The sequence below is a fragment of the Burkholderia sp. FERM BP-3421 genome (genome assembly GCF_028657905.1).
Classification (GTDB): Bacteria; Pseudomonadota; Gammaproteobacteria; order Burkholderiales; family Burkholderiaceae; genus Burkholderia.
This window is the reverse complement of record NZ_CP117782.1, coordinates 2,695,173-2,711,273: the sequence shown is the minus strand read 5'-3', so window position 1 is coordinate 2,711,273 and position 16,101 is coordinate 2,695,173. Positions and strand designations below refer to the sequence as shown.

16 protein-coding genes are annotated in these 16,101 nt (G+C 67.7%); 12 read left to right on the top strand and 4 right to left on the bottom strand.

Going from position 1 to position 16,101, the window contains the following annotated elements; all coding sequences use genetic code 11:
* Window positions 1–108 precede the first annotated feature (108 nt).
* Genes tauA through Bsp3421_RS28200 form a run of 3 tightly spaced genes read left to right on the top strand, consistent with a single transcriptional unit; the run spans window position 109 to window position 2,830 of the window.
* On the top strand, window positions 109–1,137 hold the full coding sequence (tauA, locus tag Bsp3421_RS28210) for a taurine ABC transporter substrate-binding protein (RefSeq protein ID WP_273999312.1): 1,029 nt from the start codon (window positions 109–111) through the stop codon (window positions 1,135–1,137).
* 17 nt (window positions 1,138–1,154) lie between these two features.
* Window positions 1,155–1,952, top strand: a complete 798-nt coding sequence (locus Bsp3421_RS28205; protein ID WP_273999311.1) for a taurine ABC transporter ATP-binding protein — start codon at window positions 1,155–1,157, stop codon at window positions 1,950–1,952.
* A complete protein-coding gene (locus Bsp3421_RS28200) occupies window positions 1,949–2,830 on the top strand; it encodes an ABC transporter permease subunit (protein ID WP_273999310.1) in 882 nt (293 codons plus the stop codon). Before Bsp3421_RS28205 ends, Bsp3421_RS28200 begins: the two co-directional genes overlap by 4 nt.
* Before the next feature lie 310 nt (window positions 2,831–3,140).
* Here the strand turns inward: Bsp3421_RS28200 and Bsp3421_RS28195 are convergent, their stop codons facing one another.
* A complete protein-coding gene (locus Bsp3421_RS28195) occupies window positions 3,141–4,514 on the bottom strand; it encodes an aminotransferase-like domain-containing protein (RefSeq protein ID WP_273999309.1) in 1,374 nt (457 codons plus the stop codon).
* Between the two features lie 396 nt (window positions 4,515–4,910).
* Here Bsp3421_RS28195 and Bsp3421_RS28190 point away from each other — a divergent pair, with 396 nt between their 5' ends.
* From Bsp3421_RS28190 to Bsp3421_RS28155, 8 genes are read left to right on the top strand one after another with little or no spacing between them, the layout of a single operon-like run.
* Entirely contained in the window at window positions 4,911–6,308 is a 1,398-nt protein-coding gene (locus Bsp3421_RS28190) for an anthranilate synthase component I family protein (protein WP_273999308.1), read from the top strand.
* 11 nt (window positions 6,309–6,319) lie between these two features.
* On the top strand, window positions 6,320–6,916 hold the full coding sequence (locus Bsp3421_RS28185) for an anthranilate synthase component II (protein ID WP_273999306.1): 597 nt from the start codon (window positions 6,320–6,322) through the stop codon (window positions 6,914–6,916).
* A gap of 36 nt (window positions 6,917–6,952) precedes the next feature.
* Window positions 6,953–7,306: a cupin domain-containing protein gene (locus Bsp3421_RS28180; protein ID WP_273999305.1), complete on the top strand. Its 354-nt coding sequence runs from the start codon at window positions 6,953–6,955 to the stop codon at window positions 7,304–7,306.
* 15 nt (window positions 7,307–7,321) lie between these two features.
* On the top strand, window positions 7,322–8,722 hold the full coding sequence (locus Bsp3421_RS28175; RefSeq protein WP_273999304.1) for a UbiD family decarboxylase: 1,401 nt from the start codon (window positions 7,322–7,324) through the stop codon (window positions 8,720–8,722).
* A 15-nt stretch (window positions 8,723–8,737) separates the two neighbouring features.
* On the top strand, window positions 8,738–9,391 hold the full coding sequence (locus Bsp3421_RS28170) for a flavodoxin family protein (protein ID WP_273999303.1): 654 nt from the start codon (window positions 8,738–8,740) through the stop codon (window positions 9,389–9,391).
* Window positions 9,392–9,441: 50 nt separating this feature from the next.
* Window positions 9,442–9,732 (top strand): chorismate mutase, encoded by a 291-nt coding sequence (locus Bsp3421_RS28165; protein WP_273999302.1) that lies wholly within the window; start codon window positions 9,442–9,444, stop codon window positions 9,730–9,732.
* A complete protein-coding gene (locus Bsp3421_RS28160) occupies window positions 9,732–10,454 on the top strand; it encodes a B3/B4 domain-containing protein (protein ID WP_273999301.1) in 723 nt (240 codons plus the stop codon). Before Bsp3421_RS28165 ends, Bsp3421_RS28160 begins: the two co-directional genes overlap by 1 nt.
* Before the next feature lie 13 nt (window positions 10,455–10,467).
* Entirely contained in the window at window positions 10,468–11,829 is a 1,362-nt protein-coding gene (locus Bsp3421_RS28155; RefSeq protein WP_273999300.1) for a TrpB-like pyridoxal phosphate-dependent enzyme, read from the top strand.
* A 60-nt stretch (window positions 11,830–11,889) separates the two neighbouring features.
* Here the strand turns inward: Bsp3421_RS28155 and Bsp3421_RS28150 are convergent, their stop codons facing one another.
* Entirely contained in the window at window positions 11,890–12,525 is a 636-nt protein-coding gene (locus tag Bsp3421_RS28150; RefSeq protein ID WP_273999299.1) for a LysE family translocator, read from the bottom strand.
* Window positions 12,526–12,685: 160 nt separating this feature from the next.
* Between Bsp3421_RS28150 and Bsp3421_RS28145 the strand changes: the two genes are divergently transcribed.
* On the top strand, window positions 12,686–13,141 hold the full coding sequence (locus Bsp3421_RS28145) for a hypothetical protein (protein ID WP_273999298.1): 456 nt from the start codon (window positions 12,686–12,688) through the stop codon (window positions 13,139–13,141).
* A gap of 52 nt (window positions 13,142–13,193) precedes the next feature.
* Here Bsp3421_RS28145 and ggt read toward each other — a convergent pair whose 3' ends face one another.
* Both ggt and Bsp3421_RS28135 read right to left on the bottom strand, forming a co-directional pair.
* Window positions 13,194–15,083 carry a gamma-glutamyltransferase gene (gene ggt, locus Bsp3421_RS28140; protein ID WP_443111539.1) on the bottom strand — a complete coding sequence of 630 codons (1,890 nt, stop codon included), beginning with the start codon at window positions 15,081–15,083 and terminating at the stop codon, window positions 13,194–13,196.
* 112 nt (window positions 15,084–15,195) lie between these two features.
* On the bottom strand, window positions 15,196–16,101 hold the full coding sequence (locus Bsp3421_RS28135) for a LysR family transcriptional regulator (RefSeq protein ID WP_273999297.1): 906 nt from the start codon (window positions 16,099–16,101) through the stop codon (window positions 15,196–15,198).

Sequence of the window (16,101 nt, the reverse complement as noted above, 5' to 3'; positions counted from 1 at the left end):
GCAAAGCGCCAACGGCATCAATAGCATCGCAGGATTAATTGGAACCCCGCGGTTTCAAACCTCCTATAGTCGGAAGCCTTTTTGCCGCACCGACAGGAGAGAAGTACCATGCAGCGTTCCCGATTGATTCGCCTCGCGGCGGCCGCGCTGACGGTCGTCGCATCCGCCGTGGCCGCGCCGGCCGCGCACGCCGGGCCGCGCGAAGTGGTGATCGCGTACCAGGACATGGTGGTGCCGTGGCGCTATGCGCAGGCGAGCGGTGAAGTCGAGAAGGCGACCGGCTACAAGGTCACGTTCCGCAAGCTCGACAGCGGCGCGGACGTGATCCGCGCGCTCGCGTCGGGCTCGGTGCAGCTGGGCGAGGCGGGATCGAGCCCGATCGCGGCCGGCTTGTCGCAGGGGCTCGACATCTCGCTGTTCTGGATCCTCGACAACATCAACGACGCCGAGGCGCTGGTCGCGCGCGACGGCTCGGGCGTGACGAGCATCGCGGGCCTGAAGGGCCGCAAGATCGGCGTGCCCTACGTGTCGACTTCGCATTTCCACACGCTGGTCGCGCTGCAAAACGCGGGCGTGAACCCGAACGACGTGAAGATCGTGAACCTGCGCCCCCCCGAGGTCGCGGCGGCGTGGGCGCGCGGCGACATCGACGCGACCTACATCTGGGACCCGGTGCTCGCGAAGGTGAAGCAGAGCGGGCGGGTGCTGACCACGTCGGGGCAGATCGCGAAACAGACCGGCAAGGCGACCTTCGACGGCTTCGTGGTGAGCCGCGCGTTCGCGCGCGACAATCCCGAGTTCGTCGCGCGCTTCGTCAAGGTGCTGGCGGCGGCCGACGCGGACTACCGCGCGCGGCCGGCGGCCTGGGGCGTCGGCTCGGCGCAGGCGGCGGCGGTCGCGAAAGTGTCGGGGGCGAACCTGCCCGACGTGCCGGCGAGCCTCGCGCTGTACGCCTTCCCGACGCCGGCCGAGCAGGCCTCGAACGTCTGGCTGGGCGGCGGCGCGCAGTCGGGCGCGGCGAAGTCGCTCGCGGCGACGGCGGCGTTCCTCAAGGCGCAGGGCACGATCCAGGCCGTGCTGCCCGATTATTCGGCGGGCGTCGACCCGCGGTTCGTCCAGAAGGCGGCCGCGCGCTGAGCGCGGGGGAGGTCAACATGAGCAGGCTGGAGATTCGGCGACTGTCCGTCGCGTATCCGGGCGCGCGCGGCCAGGCCGGCACGCAGGCGCTGGCCGGGGTTGATCTGCGCATCGAGGCGGGCGAGTTCGTGGTGGCGCTGGGGGCGTCGGGGTGCGGCAAGACGACCCTGCTCAACTGCATCGCGGGCTTCGTCGCGCCGACCGAGGGCGACGTGCTGATCGATGGCGCGCCCGTCACGGGGCCGGGCGCGGAGCGCGGCGTCGTGTTCCAGAAATATGCGCTGCTGCCGTGGCTCGACGTGCTGGGCAACGTCGCGCTCGGCCTGCGTTTTCGGCAGGTGCCGAAAGCCGAGCGGGAGGCGCGGGCGCGCCGCATGCTTGCGCTCGTCGGGCTCGAACGACATGCGCATGCGCGCGTCTACGAGCTGTCGGGCGGGATGCAGCAGCGGGTGGGGATCGCCCGCGCGCTGGCGGGCGATCCGGGCGTGCTGCTGATGGACGAGCCGATGGGGGCGCTCGACGCGATGACGCGCGAGGCGATGCAGGAGCTGGTGCTCGACCTGTGGGCGCGGACCCGCAACACGGTGTTCTTCATCACGCACGGCGTCGAGGAGGCGCTGTTTCTCGCGACGCGGCTGGTGGTGATGACGCCGGGGCCGGGACGGATCGCGGAAACCTATGACCTGCCGTTCGCGCGTCGTTACGTGGAGACGCGCGATGCGCGCGCGGTGAAGTCGTCGGCGGAATTCATTGAATGGCGCGAGCGGCTGATCGAGCGCCTGCACCGGCGCGAACCGATGGAGGCGGCGGCATGAGCGGACGGGATGCGGTCGTGGAGCACCCGCGGTTCGCGGAAGAGAGGCGGGACGCGCGCGGCCGGGCGGACGCGCGGCGCGGGCGGCAACGACGCTATCGGGTGCCGGGCGAGGGCGCCACGGCCGGGCTCAGCGTCGCATCGGTGGCGGGGCTGGCCGTGCTGTGGTGGGCCGCGACGCGCTGGCAATGGCTGCCGCCGCTGTTCCTGCCGCCGCCGGACGCGGTGTGGCGCGCGTTCGTCGATGCGTGGCATGGGCGGATCCAGGGCGGCCTGCCGCTCGCGCAGCACCTGGGCTGGAGCGCGCTGCGCGTGTTCGGCGCGTTCGCGCTGGCGGTGGTGGTCGGCGTGCCGACCGGGATCCTGATGGGCGTGAGCCGCATCGCGCGCGGGCTGCTCGATCCGCCGCTCGAGTTCTACCGGCCCTTGCCGCCGCTCGCGTATCTGCCGCTCGTGGTGATCTGGTTCGGCATCGACGAGACCGCCAAGCTGGTCGTGATCTTCCTCGCCTGCTTCGCGCCGATCGCGATGGCCGCGCGCGCCGGCGTGAAGAGCGCGACGCTCGAACAGATCAATGCCGCGTATTCGCTGGGCGGCAGCTTCGCGCAGGTGGTCCGTCACGTGGTGCTGCCCGCCGCGCAGCCGGAAATCCTCACCGGCCTGCGGATCGCGATCGGCTTCGGCTGGACCACGCTGGTCGCCGCGGAAATGGTCGCGGCCACGGCCGGGCTCGGACAGATGGTGCTCAATGCGTCGAGCTTCCTGCGCACCGACGTCGTCGTGATGGGGATCATCATCATCGGCGTGATCGCGTGGGCGTTCGACCTGCTGATGCGGGCGGTCGAGCGCCGGCTCGTGCCGTGGAAGGGGCGGGGGTGAGCGGGCGGCGGCCCGACGGTGGCGGCGCCGGGCCTGGTGCCGCGCGGGCGCTTCGGTTCGGCGGCATCGATGGCCGCCTCCCACGGGCCGCCTTGCCCGATACCTGTCTCGCGGGACAACCGCGCGATATATCGAAAGCCGTTTATCGAAAGCCGTTCGCTCGTGACGGAATGCGCGCATTGGAACCGTTCGGCCGCGCGTTAAATCCGCGGATTCTCCGGGATTGACTGATGCGTGTTGCGATTTTAAGCGAATGGGTAATGGAAACGCGGACGATCGAATAAATCGGGAATCCCGGAATTCACGAAATTCACGGAATTCCCCGAGTCAATAAATCGAAGCTGATTTCTCCGATTCGCGCCAATGCCCGGCCATGCACGTTTTCCCACAGCCGCGGCACACTGATCCGAAAGCAGTGTCGATATGAATCGGAGACGCTGAACATCGTGCCCGGGGCGATCAGGATTTGCTCCTGAAGGCACGCCTTGAAAAGCGCGAGCGAATCCAATTCCCCCGGCAATTCGACCCACAGTATTGATCCTCCGATCGGATCATTCACGCGCGTCCCCTTTGGAAAGGCGCGCGCGATGATGCGCCGGGCTTCGACGCGGCTCTTGCAATACGCCTGATGCAGCGCGCGGAGCCGCCGATTGTAGTGGGACTCCGCGAGCAGTTCGGCGAGCGCCAGCTCGTTGATCAGGCAATTGCTGCCCGATATCGCGGATTTCAGCGTGCGGATGCGCGTGGCGAACGCACCGGCGGACAGCCAGCCCACCCGCAATCCGGGCGAGATCGTTTTCGAATAGGAGCCGCACAGCAGCACGGTTCCCGTCTTGTCATACGACTTCACCGCTCGGCGGTACACGTCGTCGTGGACCAGGTCGTTGTAGATCACGTCTTCGATCAACGGAATCTCATCCCGCGCCAGCAACTGCACCAGGCGTTCGCGTTCCGCGAGCGGCATGCACGTACCCGTCGGATTCGCCAGCGTCGGCGTCGCCAGCACGGCGCTCACGCGGTTGGTGCGCAACGCGAGCGCCAGCGCATCGACGGACAGCCCGTGCGTGGGATGAGAGGGGATCTCCAGGACGCTGAGCCCCAGCACGCCCAGGGTTCGCAGGAAGCCGAACGAGGTGGGCGACTCCACCGCCACCGTGTCTCCGGGCCGGGTCACGGCCATCAGGCACAAGCTGACCGATTCGGTTGCGCCGGTCGTCAGGATGATCTCGCGGGGATCGAGCGCGCATCCCATCGTCAAGGTTCGTCGCGCGATGGCCTTGCGCAGCGCATCCTCCCCGGGCGTCGTCGGATCGTATCCCGGCGCCCTGCCGCCGCGTTGCACGGCATGCAGCATGGCGCGCCTCATCTCGGCCTGCATCAGGTCGCACGCGGGGTACCCCGATCCAAACGAAACCAGATGGGGGACGGTCGTGGAGCGCATCATCGTCTCGATCAAGGTCGCGACTTCCACCGCCGCCGACCACGCGGGCAAGGCGCCGACCTCGGTCTCCGAGGCCCGATGCAGCGGAACGGACACGAAATGCCCGGCCTTGGGGCGGCATTCGATCAGTCGCGCGTCCTCGAGACTCCGATAGGCCTCCAGAACCGTCGACAGCGAGACGGAATGATCTTGTGCGCATTTCCTCAACGACGGCAAACGATCCCCCGGCGAGTAGGCGCCCACTTGAATCGCATATTCGATTCGCTTCGCCAACTTGACATAAAGAGGTTGGTATCCATATGAATCTGCTCGCATTCGACCCTGTACCTTTTTTCTATATGGCTGGTGAGTAAATCGGTTCCATGCTGTTCGGGTGTGTTTTTTTGTAATTGAATTGTTGCGAGATGTCTCGCGTAACCCGGTACAGATAGCCCGATATGAGGGGAGCACAGAATACAACTTGCGTCAGGTGCGAGTGTTAAAGCGTGGTTCCGTGTATCTGGTGCGATTCTTTTTCAAGGCTGATTATTTGGAAACGATTAAGCGTGTTGTGACCAACCAGCGAATCTATTTGTGATGCACACCATCCAGACAGAAGTTTTCCCAATCGGCATCAAACCCGGCGTCGATCCGTTCAGCGTGTATCGCCTGGCTGTCGAACGATTCGGAGCGCAACACGCATTTCTCGCCGAATCGGTGCGCGGGCCGGCGGCCGATTGCCAGCAGTCGTTCGTCGCCGTCAACAAGCTGGGCTCGATTTGCATGACGGCCGACGAGGTGCGCATCGACGCCGCCGACGCCGTGCGCCAGCACCTGATTCGCACGGTCGAGGCGGTGCCGGGCATGCCCCGGTTCGATGCCGCCGGGCGTGCGGCGCTGGCTTCCACGGATCTGCTGTGGCGCATGCTTCGCACCTTGCTGTTCTCGAGCTACCGGATGGAGAACGCCGGGGAGCCCTTCGTCGCCGGCTTCGTGGCAAGGATCGGCTACGACGCGGCCGCGCTCGTCGAGCGCCTGCCTCGCCGCCTGCCGCGTGACGAATCGACGCTGATCCGCCTGGATCTCTACCAGCACATGATCCTCTTCGGGACGGATGGCGCGACCCTGTACGTGAACCACGCGCCGGGCTTCGATGCGCCGGACCTCCCGGCCCTGCTGGGACTGTTCGACGCGCCGTCGCCGTTCCTGCCGGTTTCGCCGGAGGTCGGAGAGATTCGATGGTCGACCACCAAGGGGCGCTATCTCGATGCGTCGTGGACCGCGCTGGAGCATATCCATGCGGGGGACATCTACCAGGTTCAACTGGGGCATGAAATCCGCATCGGATCCGCGATGGACCCGTTGTCGCTCTACGCGAAGCTCCGGATGCAGAATCCCTCGCCGTACATGTTCCTGCATCAGGCCGACGACATGACGCTGGTCGGCGCGAGCCCCGAGAACTACGTGCGGCTCGCGGGCCGCCGGCTGTCGATGCGGCCGATCGCGGGCACCCTGGCGAAATCGGCCGGGATGGATCCGCAGGCGCTGAGGAACGAACTGAGCGCGTCCGTGAAGGAGAACGCCGAGCACGTGATGCTGGTCGATCTGTGCCGCAACGATATCGGGCGCATCTGCAAGCCGGGCTCGCTCGAGGTGCCGAGCTTGATGGCCCTGGAGGAATTTCCCTCGCTGTATCACCTCGTCTCGACCGTATCCGGCGATCTGCGTCCCGAGTGCGATGCGATCGACGTGCTGCGCGCCACGTTTCCCGCGGGCACGATGGTCGGCGCGCCGAAAATCCGCGCGATGGAAATCATCGAGAACCTGGAGGCCTCGCCGCGCGGCCAATACGCCGGCGCGATCGGGCTGATCGATTTTCGCGGCGAGATGAACCTGGCGCTCTGCATTCGGATGGCATGCCGGATCGAAGGCGAATATCGGCTGCGCGCCAGCGCGGGCGTGGTGTACGACTCGCATCCGGAACGCGAATGGCAGGAAACGCTGGCCAAGTTGCGCATGCTCTATCGCACCGTCACTGGACAGGAGTTGCTCGCATGAAGGTTGTGCTCGTGGATGCGTACGACAGCTTCGTATTTGTCATTGATATCTATCTCCGATCGATCGGACTGGATACCCGTGTTCTGCGCTACGACGATCCGGGGATCGACGCGATGCTCGCCGATCCGCCGGATGCCGTGGTGCTGGGGCCGGGGCCCGGGCGTCCCGAGGAGGCGCGCTATCCGGACATGATCCGCGCGCTGGAGCGGCGCGCGCCGGTGCTGGGGGTCTGCCTCGGGCATCAGGCCATCGGGATGGCCTATGGCGGGCAAGTCGTGCGCGCGCCCATCTGCATGCATGGCAAGACGAGCGTGATCGCCAACGACGGGATCGGCGTGTTCCGAAAGACCTCGGGCAAGCCGTTTGCCGCCACACGCTACCACTCGCTCGTGATCGCGCGCGACAGCGTGCCGGACGCGTTGATCGTCACGGCGCACGCGTTGGACGACCAGCAGGTGATGGGGGTGCGTCATCGGCATTTGCCGGTCGAGGGCGTGCAGTTTCATCCGGAAAGCATCTCCACGGAGAACGGCCTGTCGATCTTCAGCAGTTTCTTCGAACACCACCTGGGCGCCGCGTCGTCCAGGCGCGTAGCCGTCCCTGTCTAATCAGCAGTCCTTTTCTCTCACTAACGGAACGCCACGATGTCCAACATTGCCTACGATCCCGTCACCTTCGATGCCGAGCAGGCGCCCTGGGAGCGCTGGACCAAGCCCGGCGCCGATGGGCGGGTCAAGATCTTCTATTCCAACGGCAAGCGCCTGCGCCTGCTCGAACTGCCGCCCGGGTTCGACGAACAGCACTGGTGTCTGGTCGGGCATCAGGGTTATGTCCTCGAGGGGCGCTTCACGATCATCTTCGACGACCAGACATTCGACTGCCACCCGGGCGCGGCATTCTCGATTCCCGACGGCGTCCGGCATCGGTCCCGCGGCGCGGTCGACGGCCGGACCCTCGTGTTCGTGGTCGACAACCAGACGGAAGCCGCGTCGCGTTGATGCGCCGGTGGACACATGCCGATCCGTCATTGGTCTCCCCCTCACTCGCTGCGAGATGCGCTCGACGCCTGGCGCGCGCGCGATGCGCTCGTGGAAATGGACGCGGGGCTCGATCCTCATCTGGAAATCGCGGCCCACTATCGCACGCACTTCGCCGTATCGCCGGGGAGCCCGCGCAGCGGCGATGAGCCTGTCGTCCTGTACACCGGCGCGAACGGGCGCATGCCCGTGGCCATGGGCTGCTTCGGCTCGCGGGCGCGCAATGAATGGCTGCTCGGCGCGAGTCCCGGGAGCGGTGCGCGACATCTCGCGCTGAAGCTGGGCGCCCGCATTGCGCCGCGCTGGTGCGCCGCGCCGCCGTGCCGCGAGGAGCAGGCGCCGGCGGGGCTGGATGCGCTCCCGATCCTGACGACCACGGCGGACGACGCCGGGCCGTATCTGACCGCCGGCATCGTGTGCGCGGGGGATCCGGACCGCGGATTCGCAAGCGTGTCGATCCACCGGATGCGCGTGCTGGACGCCACGCGCCTGACGATCTGGATCCTGCCGGGTCGCGACCTCGACCAGCTGTATCGGAAAGCGCTCGACCAGCGTCGTCCGCTGCCGATCTCGATCAACATCGGTGCGCCGCCCGCGGTCTATCTCGCGTCGTGCCTGAGCGCGCCCTTCGTCGAACCCGGCCGTGGCGAACTGGAAACCGCAGGCGCCCTCCTGGGCAAGCCGATCGACATCGCGCGCTGTGCGACGAACGAGACGTTCTGTCTCGCGCAGAGCGAAATCGTCATCGAAGGCATGCTGCTCGCGGATACCGCGGACGAGCGCGCGCACGCCGCCGCGCGCGGGGCGATGCCGGAGTTCCTGGGCTACATGGGCGACGCGCACGCCGCGTTGCCGGTGATCGAGGTATCCGCGGTGTTCCATCGGCGCTCGCCGATCTATCAGGCGTTTCTCGGGCCGGGCAAGGAGCAATCCGAGCTGCTTGCCTTGCCGACCGAGGCCGGCATGATCCGCTATTTCGCGCAGCGGCCCGGCGCCGACCTGGCCGTGCTCGATGTGCATTATCTGTCCGCCGGCGGCGGCCAGCTGATTGCCGTGCTGCGCGTCAGGAAACACCGCGACACGGACGGCGCGATGGCGCGGCTCCGCGACGAGGTGATCGCGCGACACCGCCTCGTCAAGGCGATCTGGGTCGTCGACGAGGATATCGACATCCATTCCCCGGAGGACCTGTTCTGGGCCATGGCGACGCGCTTCCAGCCCAGCCGCGATCTTCATCTGCAAGCCGCGGTGCCGGGATTTCCGCTCGATCCTTCGCAGGGGATCGGCTATCTCGACGCAGCCGCGTGCCGAACCGACAAATATCTGCTGGACCTGACCGCGCCCCTGGCATTGCGGCAGCGATTCCAGCGCATCTGACGAGGGCCATCGATCATGAATCCACCTGAAGCGACGCCGCTGCATTTCGCGATCGTCACGGGCTCGGAACGGGCAATGGGCAACACCGAGCAGGTCGCCGAACACATCCGCTCGATCCTGGCGGATCACGCGTGCACGATAGACGTCGTGCATCTGCGCGAGCATCGGATCCTGCCGTGCGGAGGATGCGGCGAATGCAACATGCGCTCGACCTCGTGCGAGCTGGACGACGACATGCCGGGGATCGTCGCGAGGCTTCGCAAGGCCGACGGGATCATCTACGCGGTGCCGGTCCACGGCTACGGCATGGCGCATCCGATGCAGATCTTCATCGAGCGCGCCGGGGTCGGCTATCTCCGTTTCGAGCGACCGCTGGCCAACAAGGTCGCGGGTGCGGTGATCACCGGCCGGCGCTATGCGCACGAAGCCGTGTTTCACCAGCTGGTCAGCAATTTCCTGCTCAACAGAATGATTCTCGTCGGCAGCGGCTACCCGGTCGTCATCCACGGCGGTTCGCCGGGCGCCGGCATGAAGGATCGAGAGGGGCTCGAATCGCTGCACGCGATGCTGATGCGCATGATCGGCATGGCCGGCCTGCTGCGCGCGGTGCCGCCCGCGCAGCGGGCGCAGTATCTGGCGCCGCATACCGTCAACGAGCGCGCGGCATAGCGCCCGCCCGCCCCGTTCCCGCTCACCCCTACTTTGTTGGAGGCATTCTCATGTCCATCCCGGAACAACTGGCCGACATCCGCCGACAGATCGACGGCATCGACGATCAGATCGTCCCGCTCCTGGCGAAACGCATCGCGCTTGCATTGGAGGCATCCAAGCACAAGCACACGGTCGAGGAAATCCGCGGCTGCGACCGCGTTCAGCAGGTGCTCGACGCGGCGGCGGCGCGCGCGCGTCGCGCCGACGGGAACGCCGATGCGATCGTCGCGATCTACCGCGCGATCATCGATACGCTCACGGCGCTTCAGTTGCGCGAGAAGGGGCTGACGAATTCATGATGCGCGCCTTCAGGTATGCCGGAACGCTGGTCGCCGATTTTCCGAAACTGCGATCGCTCGTGTGCTTCGTGGACGGGCTGTCTCCCGAGCCGAGCGTGAGCGAGGCGGTCGAGGCGAACCTGGCGATCGCGCGCGAACGGCTGCGGCAACAGGGTTCGGAGAGCCAGATCGAATCGGTGCGCGACTGGCGGGCGGCCTATCGGCAGAGCGGCGTCGATCCGACCAAGTTCCGCATGGCGGCCGAATCGATTCTCCGGCGTCTGAGAACCAGCGATGCGTTCACGGTCGGTCTGCATCCGTTCGTGCTGCTCTGCAATGCGTTGTCCGCGCGCTTCGCGGTGCCCGTGGCCGGGCTGGACATCGACCGGATCGACGGGCGGCTCGAGGTCGGTTACGCCTCCGGCCGTTCCGCGTATGAGGGATTCGACGGCGAGACGGCCGTCGTGCCGGCCGGCGAAGTCACCTTCGAGGACGAGTCCGGCCGCGCGCATGCGCGCAAATGGTCCCATCGGCAAAGCGGCTTCTCCGCCATTTCGTCGTCGACCACGCGGGCGTTCGTCGTGGCGGAAGCGCTGCATGCCGGCGGCGAGGCCGATCTGCTCGCGTTGTCCGCCGTCCTGCGCGAGGCGATCCACGCGCATTGGCCACAGGCGTCCTGCACGGCTCAACTGCTGTCCGGTCATGCGTTGACGGCCGATTTTCCCTGCCCATGCCTTAACTAACGGAACGATTGTGATGAATCAGACTACCCGCTTCATGCTCGACGAGTCGAAACTTCCGCGCGTCTGGTACAACCTCGTCGCGGATCTGCCCCGACCCGCGCCGCCGATGCTGCATCCCGGCACGCGGCAGCCCATCCAGGCGAGCGACCTCGCGGGCCTGTTCCCGCCCGCGATCATCGAGCAGGAACTGTCGACCGAACGGGAGATCCCGATCCCCGACGCCGTGCGCGACGTGTATCGGCTGTGGCGGCCGTCGCCGCTGATTCGCGCGCATCGGCTGGAACGGGCGCTCGATACGCCGGCGCGCATCTACTACAAGTATGAGGGGGTGTCTCCGTCCGGATCGCACAAGCCGAATTCGGCGGTGCCGCAGGCCTGGTACAACCAGCAGGCCGGCATCAAGCGCCTGGTCACGGAAACCGGCGCGGGACAATGGGGCGCCTCGCTCGCATTCGCCGGACAACTGTTCGGGCTGGACGTCACCGTCTACCAGGTTCGCATCTCATACGACCAGAAGCCGTATCGCCGGGCGCTGATGGAAACCTACGGCGCGCGCTGCCTGGCGTCGCCGTCGCTGGAGACCGCATTCGGCCGTTCGATCCTGGCCGGCGATCCCGAGCATCCCGGTTCGCTCGGCATCGCCATCTCCGAGGCGGTCGAGGCGGCCGGGGCGACGCCGGAGACGCGCTATGCGCTCGGCTCGGTCCTGAATCACGTGCTGCTGCACCAGACCATCGTCGGTCAGGAAGCGCTGATGCAGATGGAGATGGCCGGCGACGATCCCGACGTCATCATTGCGTGCACGGGCGGCGGGTCGAATTTCGCGGGCCTGGTCTTCCCGTTCCTCGGCCAGCAGTTGCGCGGCGGACGCTCGCGCCGCTATATCGCGGCGGAGCCGTCGGCGTGTCCGTCGTTGACGCGCGGGCAGTATGCCTATGACTTCGGCGACACGGCGGGCATCACGCCGCTCGCGAAGATGCACACGCTGGGCGCGACCTTCACACCGCCGGGGCTCCATGCAGGGGGGCTGCGGTATCACGGCATGGCGCCGCTGGTGTCGCACATCCGCGAGTTGGGTCTGATCGAGGCGATGGCCTTCCAGCAAACCGAGTGCTTTGCCGCGGGCCAGCTGTTCGCGCGCTGCGAAGGCATCGTGCCCGCGCCGGAAGCCACGCATGCCGTGTCCTGCGCCATTCAGGAAGCGTTGCGGTGCAAGCGGGAAGGGCGGCCGGAGAGCATCCTGTTCAACCTGTCCGGGCATGGTCATTTCGACATGAGCGCGTATCAGAACTTCAACGCGTCGAAGCTCGCCGACCAGACTTACGATGAAGCCGAGATGGCGGCCGCGCTCGCCAAGCTGCCGGTCGTCGACTGACGCCGGGTCGGGCGCCGATGCGTCGGGCGCCGATGCGCCGGGCGCCGGCGCGTCATCGCCTCAGGCCACGGTGTTGCGGCGATAGAGGCTGAGGGCGATCGCCAGGCCGGCCAGCATGCCGGCGCAACCCCGGTTCAGCCATTTCAGCGCCTGTCCGGACATCACCTTCATCACGTGATAGCCGCTGACCGCGTAGACGCTCATCAACAGGATGTCGATCACGGCGGTGAGGATGGCGAGCGTGGCGTACTGGGTCGCCGCGCTCGCTTGAGGCTGGATGAACTGCGGCAGGAAGGCCGAGAAGAACAGCAGCCCCTTCGGATTCGACAGGGCGACGAGCAGCGAGCGCTTGAATGCGGAGCGGCCGTCCTGTGCGCCGTCCGCCTGCACGGCATCGGCCTGGGGCGGGGTCGCGGGCGCGCGCCACAGCGACCAGGCGAGGTACAGCAGGTAGACGGCGCCCACCCACTTCAGCAGCGCGAACAGGTGCTCCGAGGCCTGCATGATCGCGCCGAGCCCGCATCCGACCGCGCCGATCAGGATGAGATCGGACAGCGCGGCCCCGGCGATGCCGTACGCCGCGATGCGCATCCCGCGCGTGGCGCCGTTGTTCAGCGCGAGCAGCATCGTGGGGCCCGGCGTGACCGTGACGGCGGAGACGGCGATGACATACAGTAGGAGAGTCGTCGAATTCATGTCGCGGCTCCTGAATGGGTGTCGAAGTGCGCCAGTTTAATACCGCCCTAACGGACTGGATACCCTTACTTTGCATGGGCCATGCGGATCGCGGCGACGCGAACGAGCGGGGCGGGCCGAGATCAATCGTCGTCACATTGCGTGACAGGGAGGAACACTCTTGAGCGGCATCATCGTCACGAAGACCATCGTCCAGCGCAGCGATCTCGTGCTGTTGCGGCCCGAACACCTGTTGCCCACCGAGGAATTCATCGAGGCCCGCGTACAGGACGTCTCCCGCGAGATCGCGGCGCTGGGCTGCTGGCGCTATCCGCTGCTGATCGAGCAAGCCACGCACGTCATCATGGACGGCCATCATCGGCGAGAGTTCGCCTTGCGGTCCGCGCTGTCCTGGGTGCCGTGCCTGTTGCTCGACTATTCCAGCGTGATCCTGGCCTCGCGTCGTCCGGAGTTCGCGCTCTCGCCGGCGGATGTGATCGCGCGCGGGCTGCGGCGTCATCTCTATCCGCCGAAGACGACCCGCCATCAATTGCGCACCCCCGTCGAATTCCAATGCGACATCGCGCTCGCCGAACTGCAGGGCGGTGACGCTTCGCGCGGGGCCGCTGTCCGGTAGCCGGGGCCCGCCGCCCGGCGGGCCGGACACCGCTCGCGTCGGCGCGGCGCCCTCAATGCCCCATCGCGACCCCTTCGCGCCGGGGATCCGCGCCGCCGAACCACACCGACTGCCCTTCGACATTGATGCGCTGGATGCCCTGCACGCCGGACGTGAGGTCCACGAGCGCGACCTCATGCCCGCGCGCCTTGAGCCCGTCGACGAGCGCGTCGGACACGCGCCCCTTCTCCAGCTCGGTCGGCCCGTTGCGCGAGCCGAAGTTGGGCAGCGCGATCGCCTGCTGCATCGTCATGCCCCAGTCCATGGTTCCGATCAGCGTCTTCGCGACGTAGTTGATGATCGACGAGCCGCCCGGCGAGCCGACCACCATCATCACGCGCCGCGTGCCTTTCTCGAACACGATCTCGGGCGCCATCGACGAGCGCGGCCGCTTGCCCGCCTGCACCCGGTTCGCGACCGGCCGCCCGTTCTCCTCCGAGACGAACGAGAAATCGGTCAGCTGGTTGTTGAGCAGGAAGCCGCGCACCATCAGGCGCGAACCGAACTGATCCTCGATGCTGGTCGTCATCGACACCGCGCCGCCGTACCGGTCGACCACCGAGATCTGCGAGGTCGAGGGCAGTTCCGGGCTGCGATCGTCGGCGCGCGCGAGCGTCGCGCCGTCGGGCGTGCCGGCCGGGGCGCGCCCCATGCTGACGTCGCCGACGAGCCGCGCGCGCTGCGCGAGATAACGCGGGTCCGTCAGCGATTTCGCATCGCCGCCGGGCAGCGGCGTGAAATCGGGATCGGCCACGTAGCGCGCGCGATCCGCGTAGGCGAGCCGCCCGGCTTCGCTGAACAGGTGCGCCGCGAACGGCGTCGGCTCGTCGCCGTACGCGTTGCGCACCGGTTTTTGCGCGCCGATCTGCTGCCAGTCCGGCATGGCCGCGAGGATCCCCAGCATCTGCGCGATGGCGAGGCCGCCCGACGACGGCGGCGGCATCCCGCACACGGTCCACTTGCGGTAGTCGGCGCACAGCGGGGCGCGCGCCTTCGCGCGGTAGCGGGCGAGATCCTGAACGGTGAGGAGGCCCGGGTTGGTCGGATGCCGGCGCACCTTGGCGACGATGTCGCGTGCGATCGGGCCGCTGTAGAACGCATTCGCGCCATGCTCGGCCACCTGCGCCAGCACCGCCGCAAGCTGCGGATTCCTGAGGATCGCGCCGGCCTGCTTCGGCGTGCCGTCGCGGTTGTAGAAATAGGCGCGCGCGGCCGGATCGTTCATCAGGTAGCGCTCGCTCGCGAGCAGCGACGCGAGCCGCGGGCTGATCGCGAAACCCTGTCCGGCGAGCCGGATCGCCGGCTGGAACAGCGTGCGCCACGGCAGCCTGCCGTGCGCGCGATGCGCGAGCTCGAGCATGCGCAGCACGCCCGGCGCGCCCACCGAGCGGCCGCCCACCACGCCTTGATAGAACGGCAGCGGCTTGCCGTCCGGGCCGAGGAACAGGCGATCGGTCGCGGCGGCCGGCGCGGTCTCCCGGCCGTCGTAGGCCTGCATGCCCTGCGCATTCGCGTACAGCAGGAACGCGCCGCCGCCGATGCCCGACGATTGCGGCTCGACGAGCGTCAGCACCAGTTGCGCCGCGATCGCCGCGTCGACCGCGCTGCCGCCCGCCTTCAGCATCTGGTTGCCGGCCTGCGCCGCGAGCGGATTGGCGGCCGCGATCATGTCGCGCTGCGCGGTCCAGCCCGGCTTGTCGGTCCAGCCCGAGGCGGCTTCCGGCGGCGCGGGCAGCGCGCCGCCGTCGCTCGGCGCGGGCGCGGGCGCGGCCGCCCCGGCGGTCGGCGCATGCGGCGCCGACGCGTCGGGCGCGCTCGAACAGGCCGCCATGCCGGCGAGCAATACCGCGAGCGCGGCGCGCATCCATGCGCCGTGCTCGCGCGGGTGATTCCGGTTCGTCATCGACACCTCGCTCAGGGTTCGGGGCCGCCGCGCCGGTCGGCGCGGCGGCGTGTCATTGTCACCGCCGCGCAAGCGGATTGTCATCCGACCATAAACCCTGACGTGCATCGCGTCAGCCGTCGCCGCGCCCGCTGCGCCGCGCCTCGTCGAGCACGAAGTCGATGAAGGTCGACATCGCGCGCGTGTGATGCCGGTCCGGCATGTACAGCATGTACATGTGGGTGCCGAAGATGCTGAGCCGGTATGCGTCGAGCGCGGTTGCCACCGCGCCGCGCCGCGCGTCGTCGTGCACCACGTAGTCCGGCACGAGGCCGACGCCGAGCCCCGCGAGGATCGCGTCGCGCAGGAACAGGAAGTTCTCCGAAATCAGGGTGGGTTCGAGCAGCACCTCGTGGCGCTCGTCGCCGAGATACGCGGCGACGCGCAACTGCCGCCCCATCACCGCCGAGGTGATGAGGGGCGCGCCGCGCAGCGCGCCGAGGCTGCCCGGCATGCCGTGCGCGGCCGCATACGCCGCCGACGCGCACGCGACGTAGCGCACCGCGCCCATGTCGCGCGCGACCAGGTTTTGCGGCGGTTCGGACATCACGCGCACCGCGATGTCGACCTCGTCGCGCATCAGGTCTTCGACGCGGTTCTCGAACACCACGTCGAGCACGATGCCCGGATAGAGCCGCTTGAAAGTGATCAGCCACGCCGACATCACGAGTTGCCCGTAGCCGCTCGGCACCGACAGCCGGACCCGTCCCTGCAGGTCCTGGCCGAGCGTCGTCACGACTTCCTCGGCGGCCAGCAGCTCGCTCTGGATCCGCCGTCCGTGTTCGTACAGCCGCAGCCCGATCTCGGTCGGCTCGATGCGCCGCGTGGTGCGCCGCACCAGCTGCAGGCCGATCGATTTCTCCAGCTGGTTGAGCCGGTAGCTGACGTTCGCGCGGCTCACCCGCAGCCGCTGCGCCGCCTTGCTGAGATTGCCCGCGTCGAGGATGTCGACGAGCAGCGTGAGCGCATTCAGATCCAT

Bases quoted from the DNA above. Each gene is read 5' to 3' on its own strand.
- Bsp3421_RS28150 (WP_273999299.1), bottom strand. From the start codon at position 12,525: ATGAATTCGACGACTCTCCTACTGTATGTCATCGCCGTCTCCGCCGTC.
- Bsp3421_RS28135 (WP_273999297.1), bottom strand. From the start codon at position 16,101: ATGGATCTGAATGCGCTCACGCTGCTCGTCGACATCCTCGACGCGGGC.
- Bsp3421_RS28155 (WP_273999300.1), top strand. From the start codon at position 10,468: ATGAATCAGACTACCCGCTTCATGCTCGACGAGTCGAAACTTCCGCGC.
- Bsp3421_RS28165 (WP_273999302.1), top strand. From the start codon at position 9,442: ATGTCCATCCCGGAACAACTGGCCGACATCCGCCGACAGATCGACGGC.
- Bsp3421_RS28170 (WP_273999303.1), top strand. From the start codon at position 8,738: ATGAATCCACCTGAAGCGACGCCGCTGCATTTCGCGATCGTCACGGGC.
- ggt (WP_443111539.1), bottom strand. From the start codon at position 15,083: ATGACGAACCGGAATCACCCGCGCGAGCACGGCGCATGGATGCGCGCC.
- Bsp3421_RS28205 (WP_273999311.1), top strand. From the start codon at position 1,155: ATGAGCAGGCTGGAGATTCGGCGACTGTCCGTCGCGTATCCGGGCGCG.
- Bsp3421_RS28175 (WP_273999304.1), top strand. From the start codon at position 7,322: ATGCCGATCCGTCATTGGTCTCCCCCTCACTCGCTGCGAGATGCGCTC.
- Bsp3421_RS28200 (WP_273999310.1), top strand. From the start codon at position 1,949: ATGAGCGGACGGGATGCGGTCGTGGAGCACCCGCGGTTCGCGGAAGAG.
- Bsp3421_RS28180 (WP_273999305.1), top strand. From the start codon at position 6,953: ATGTCCAACATTGCCTACGATCCCGTCACCTTCGATGCCGAGCAGGCG.
- Bsp3421_RS28160 (WP_273999301.1), top strand. From the start codon at position 9,732: ATGCGCGCCTTCAGGTATGCCGGAACGCTGGTCGCCGATTTTCCGAAA.
- tauA (WP_273999312.1), top strand. From the start codon at position 109: ATGCAGCGTTCCCGATTGATTCGCCTCGCGGCGGCCGCGCTGACGGTC.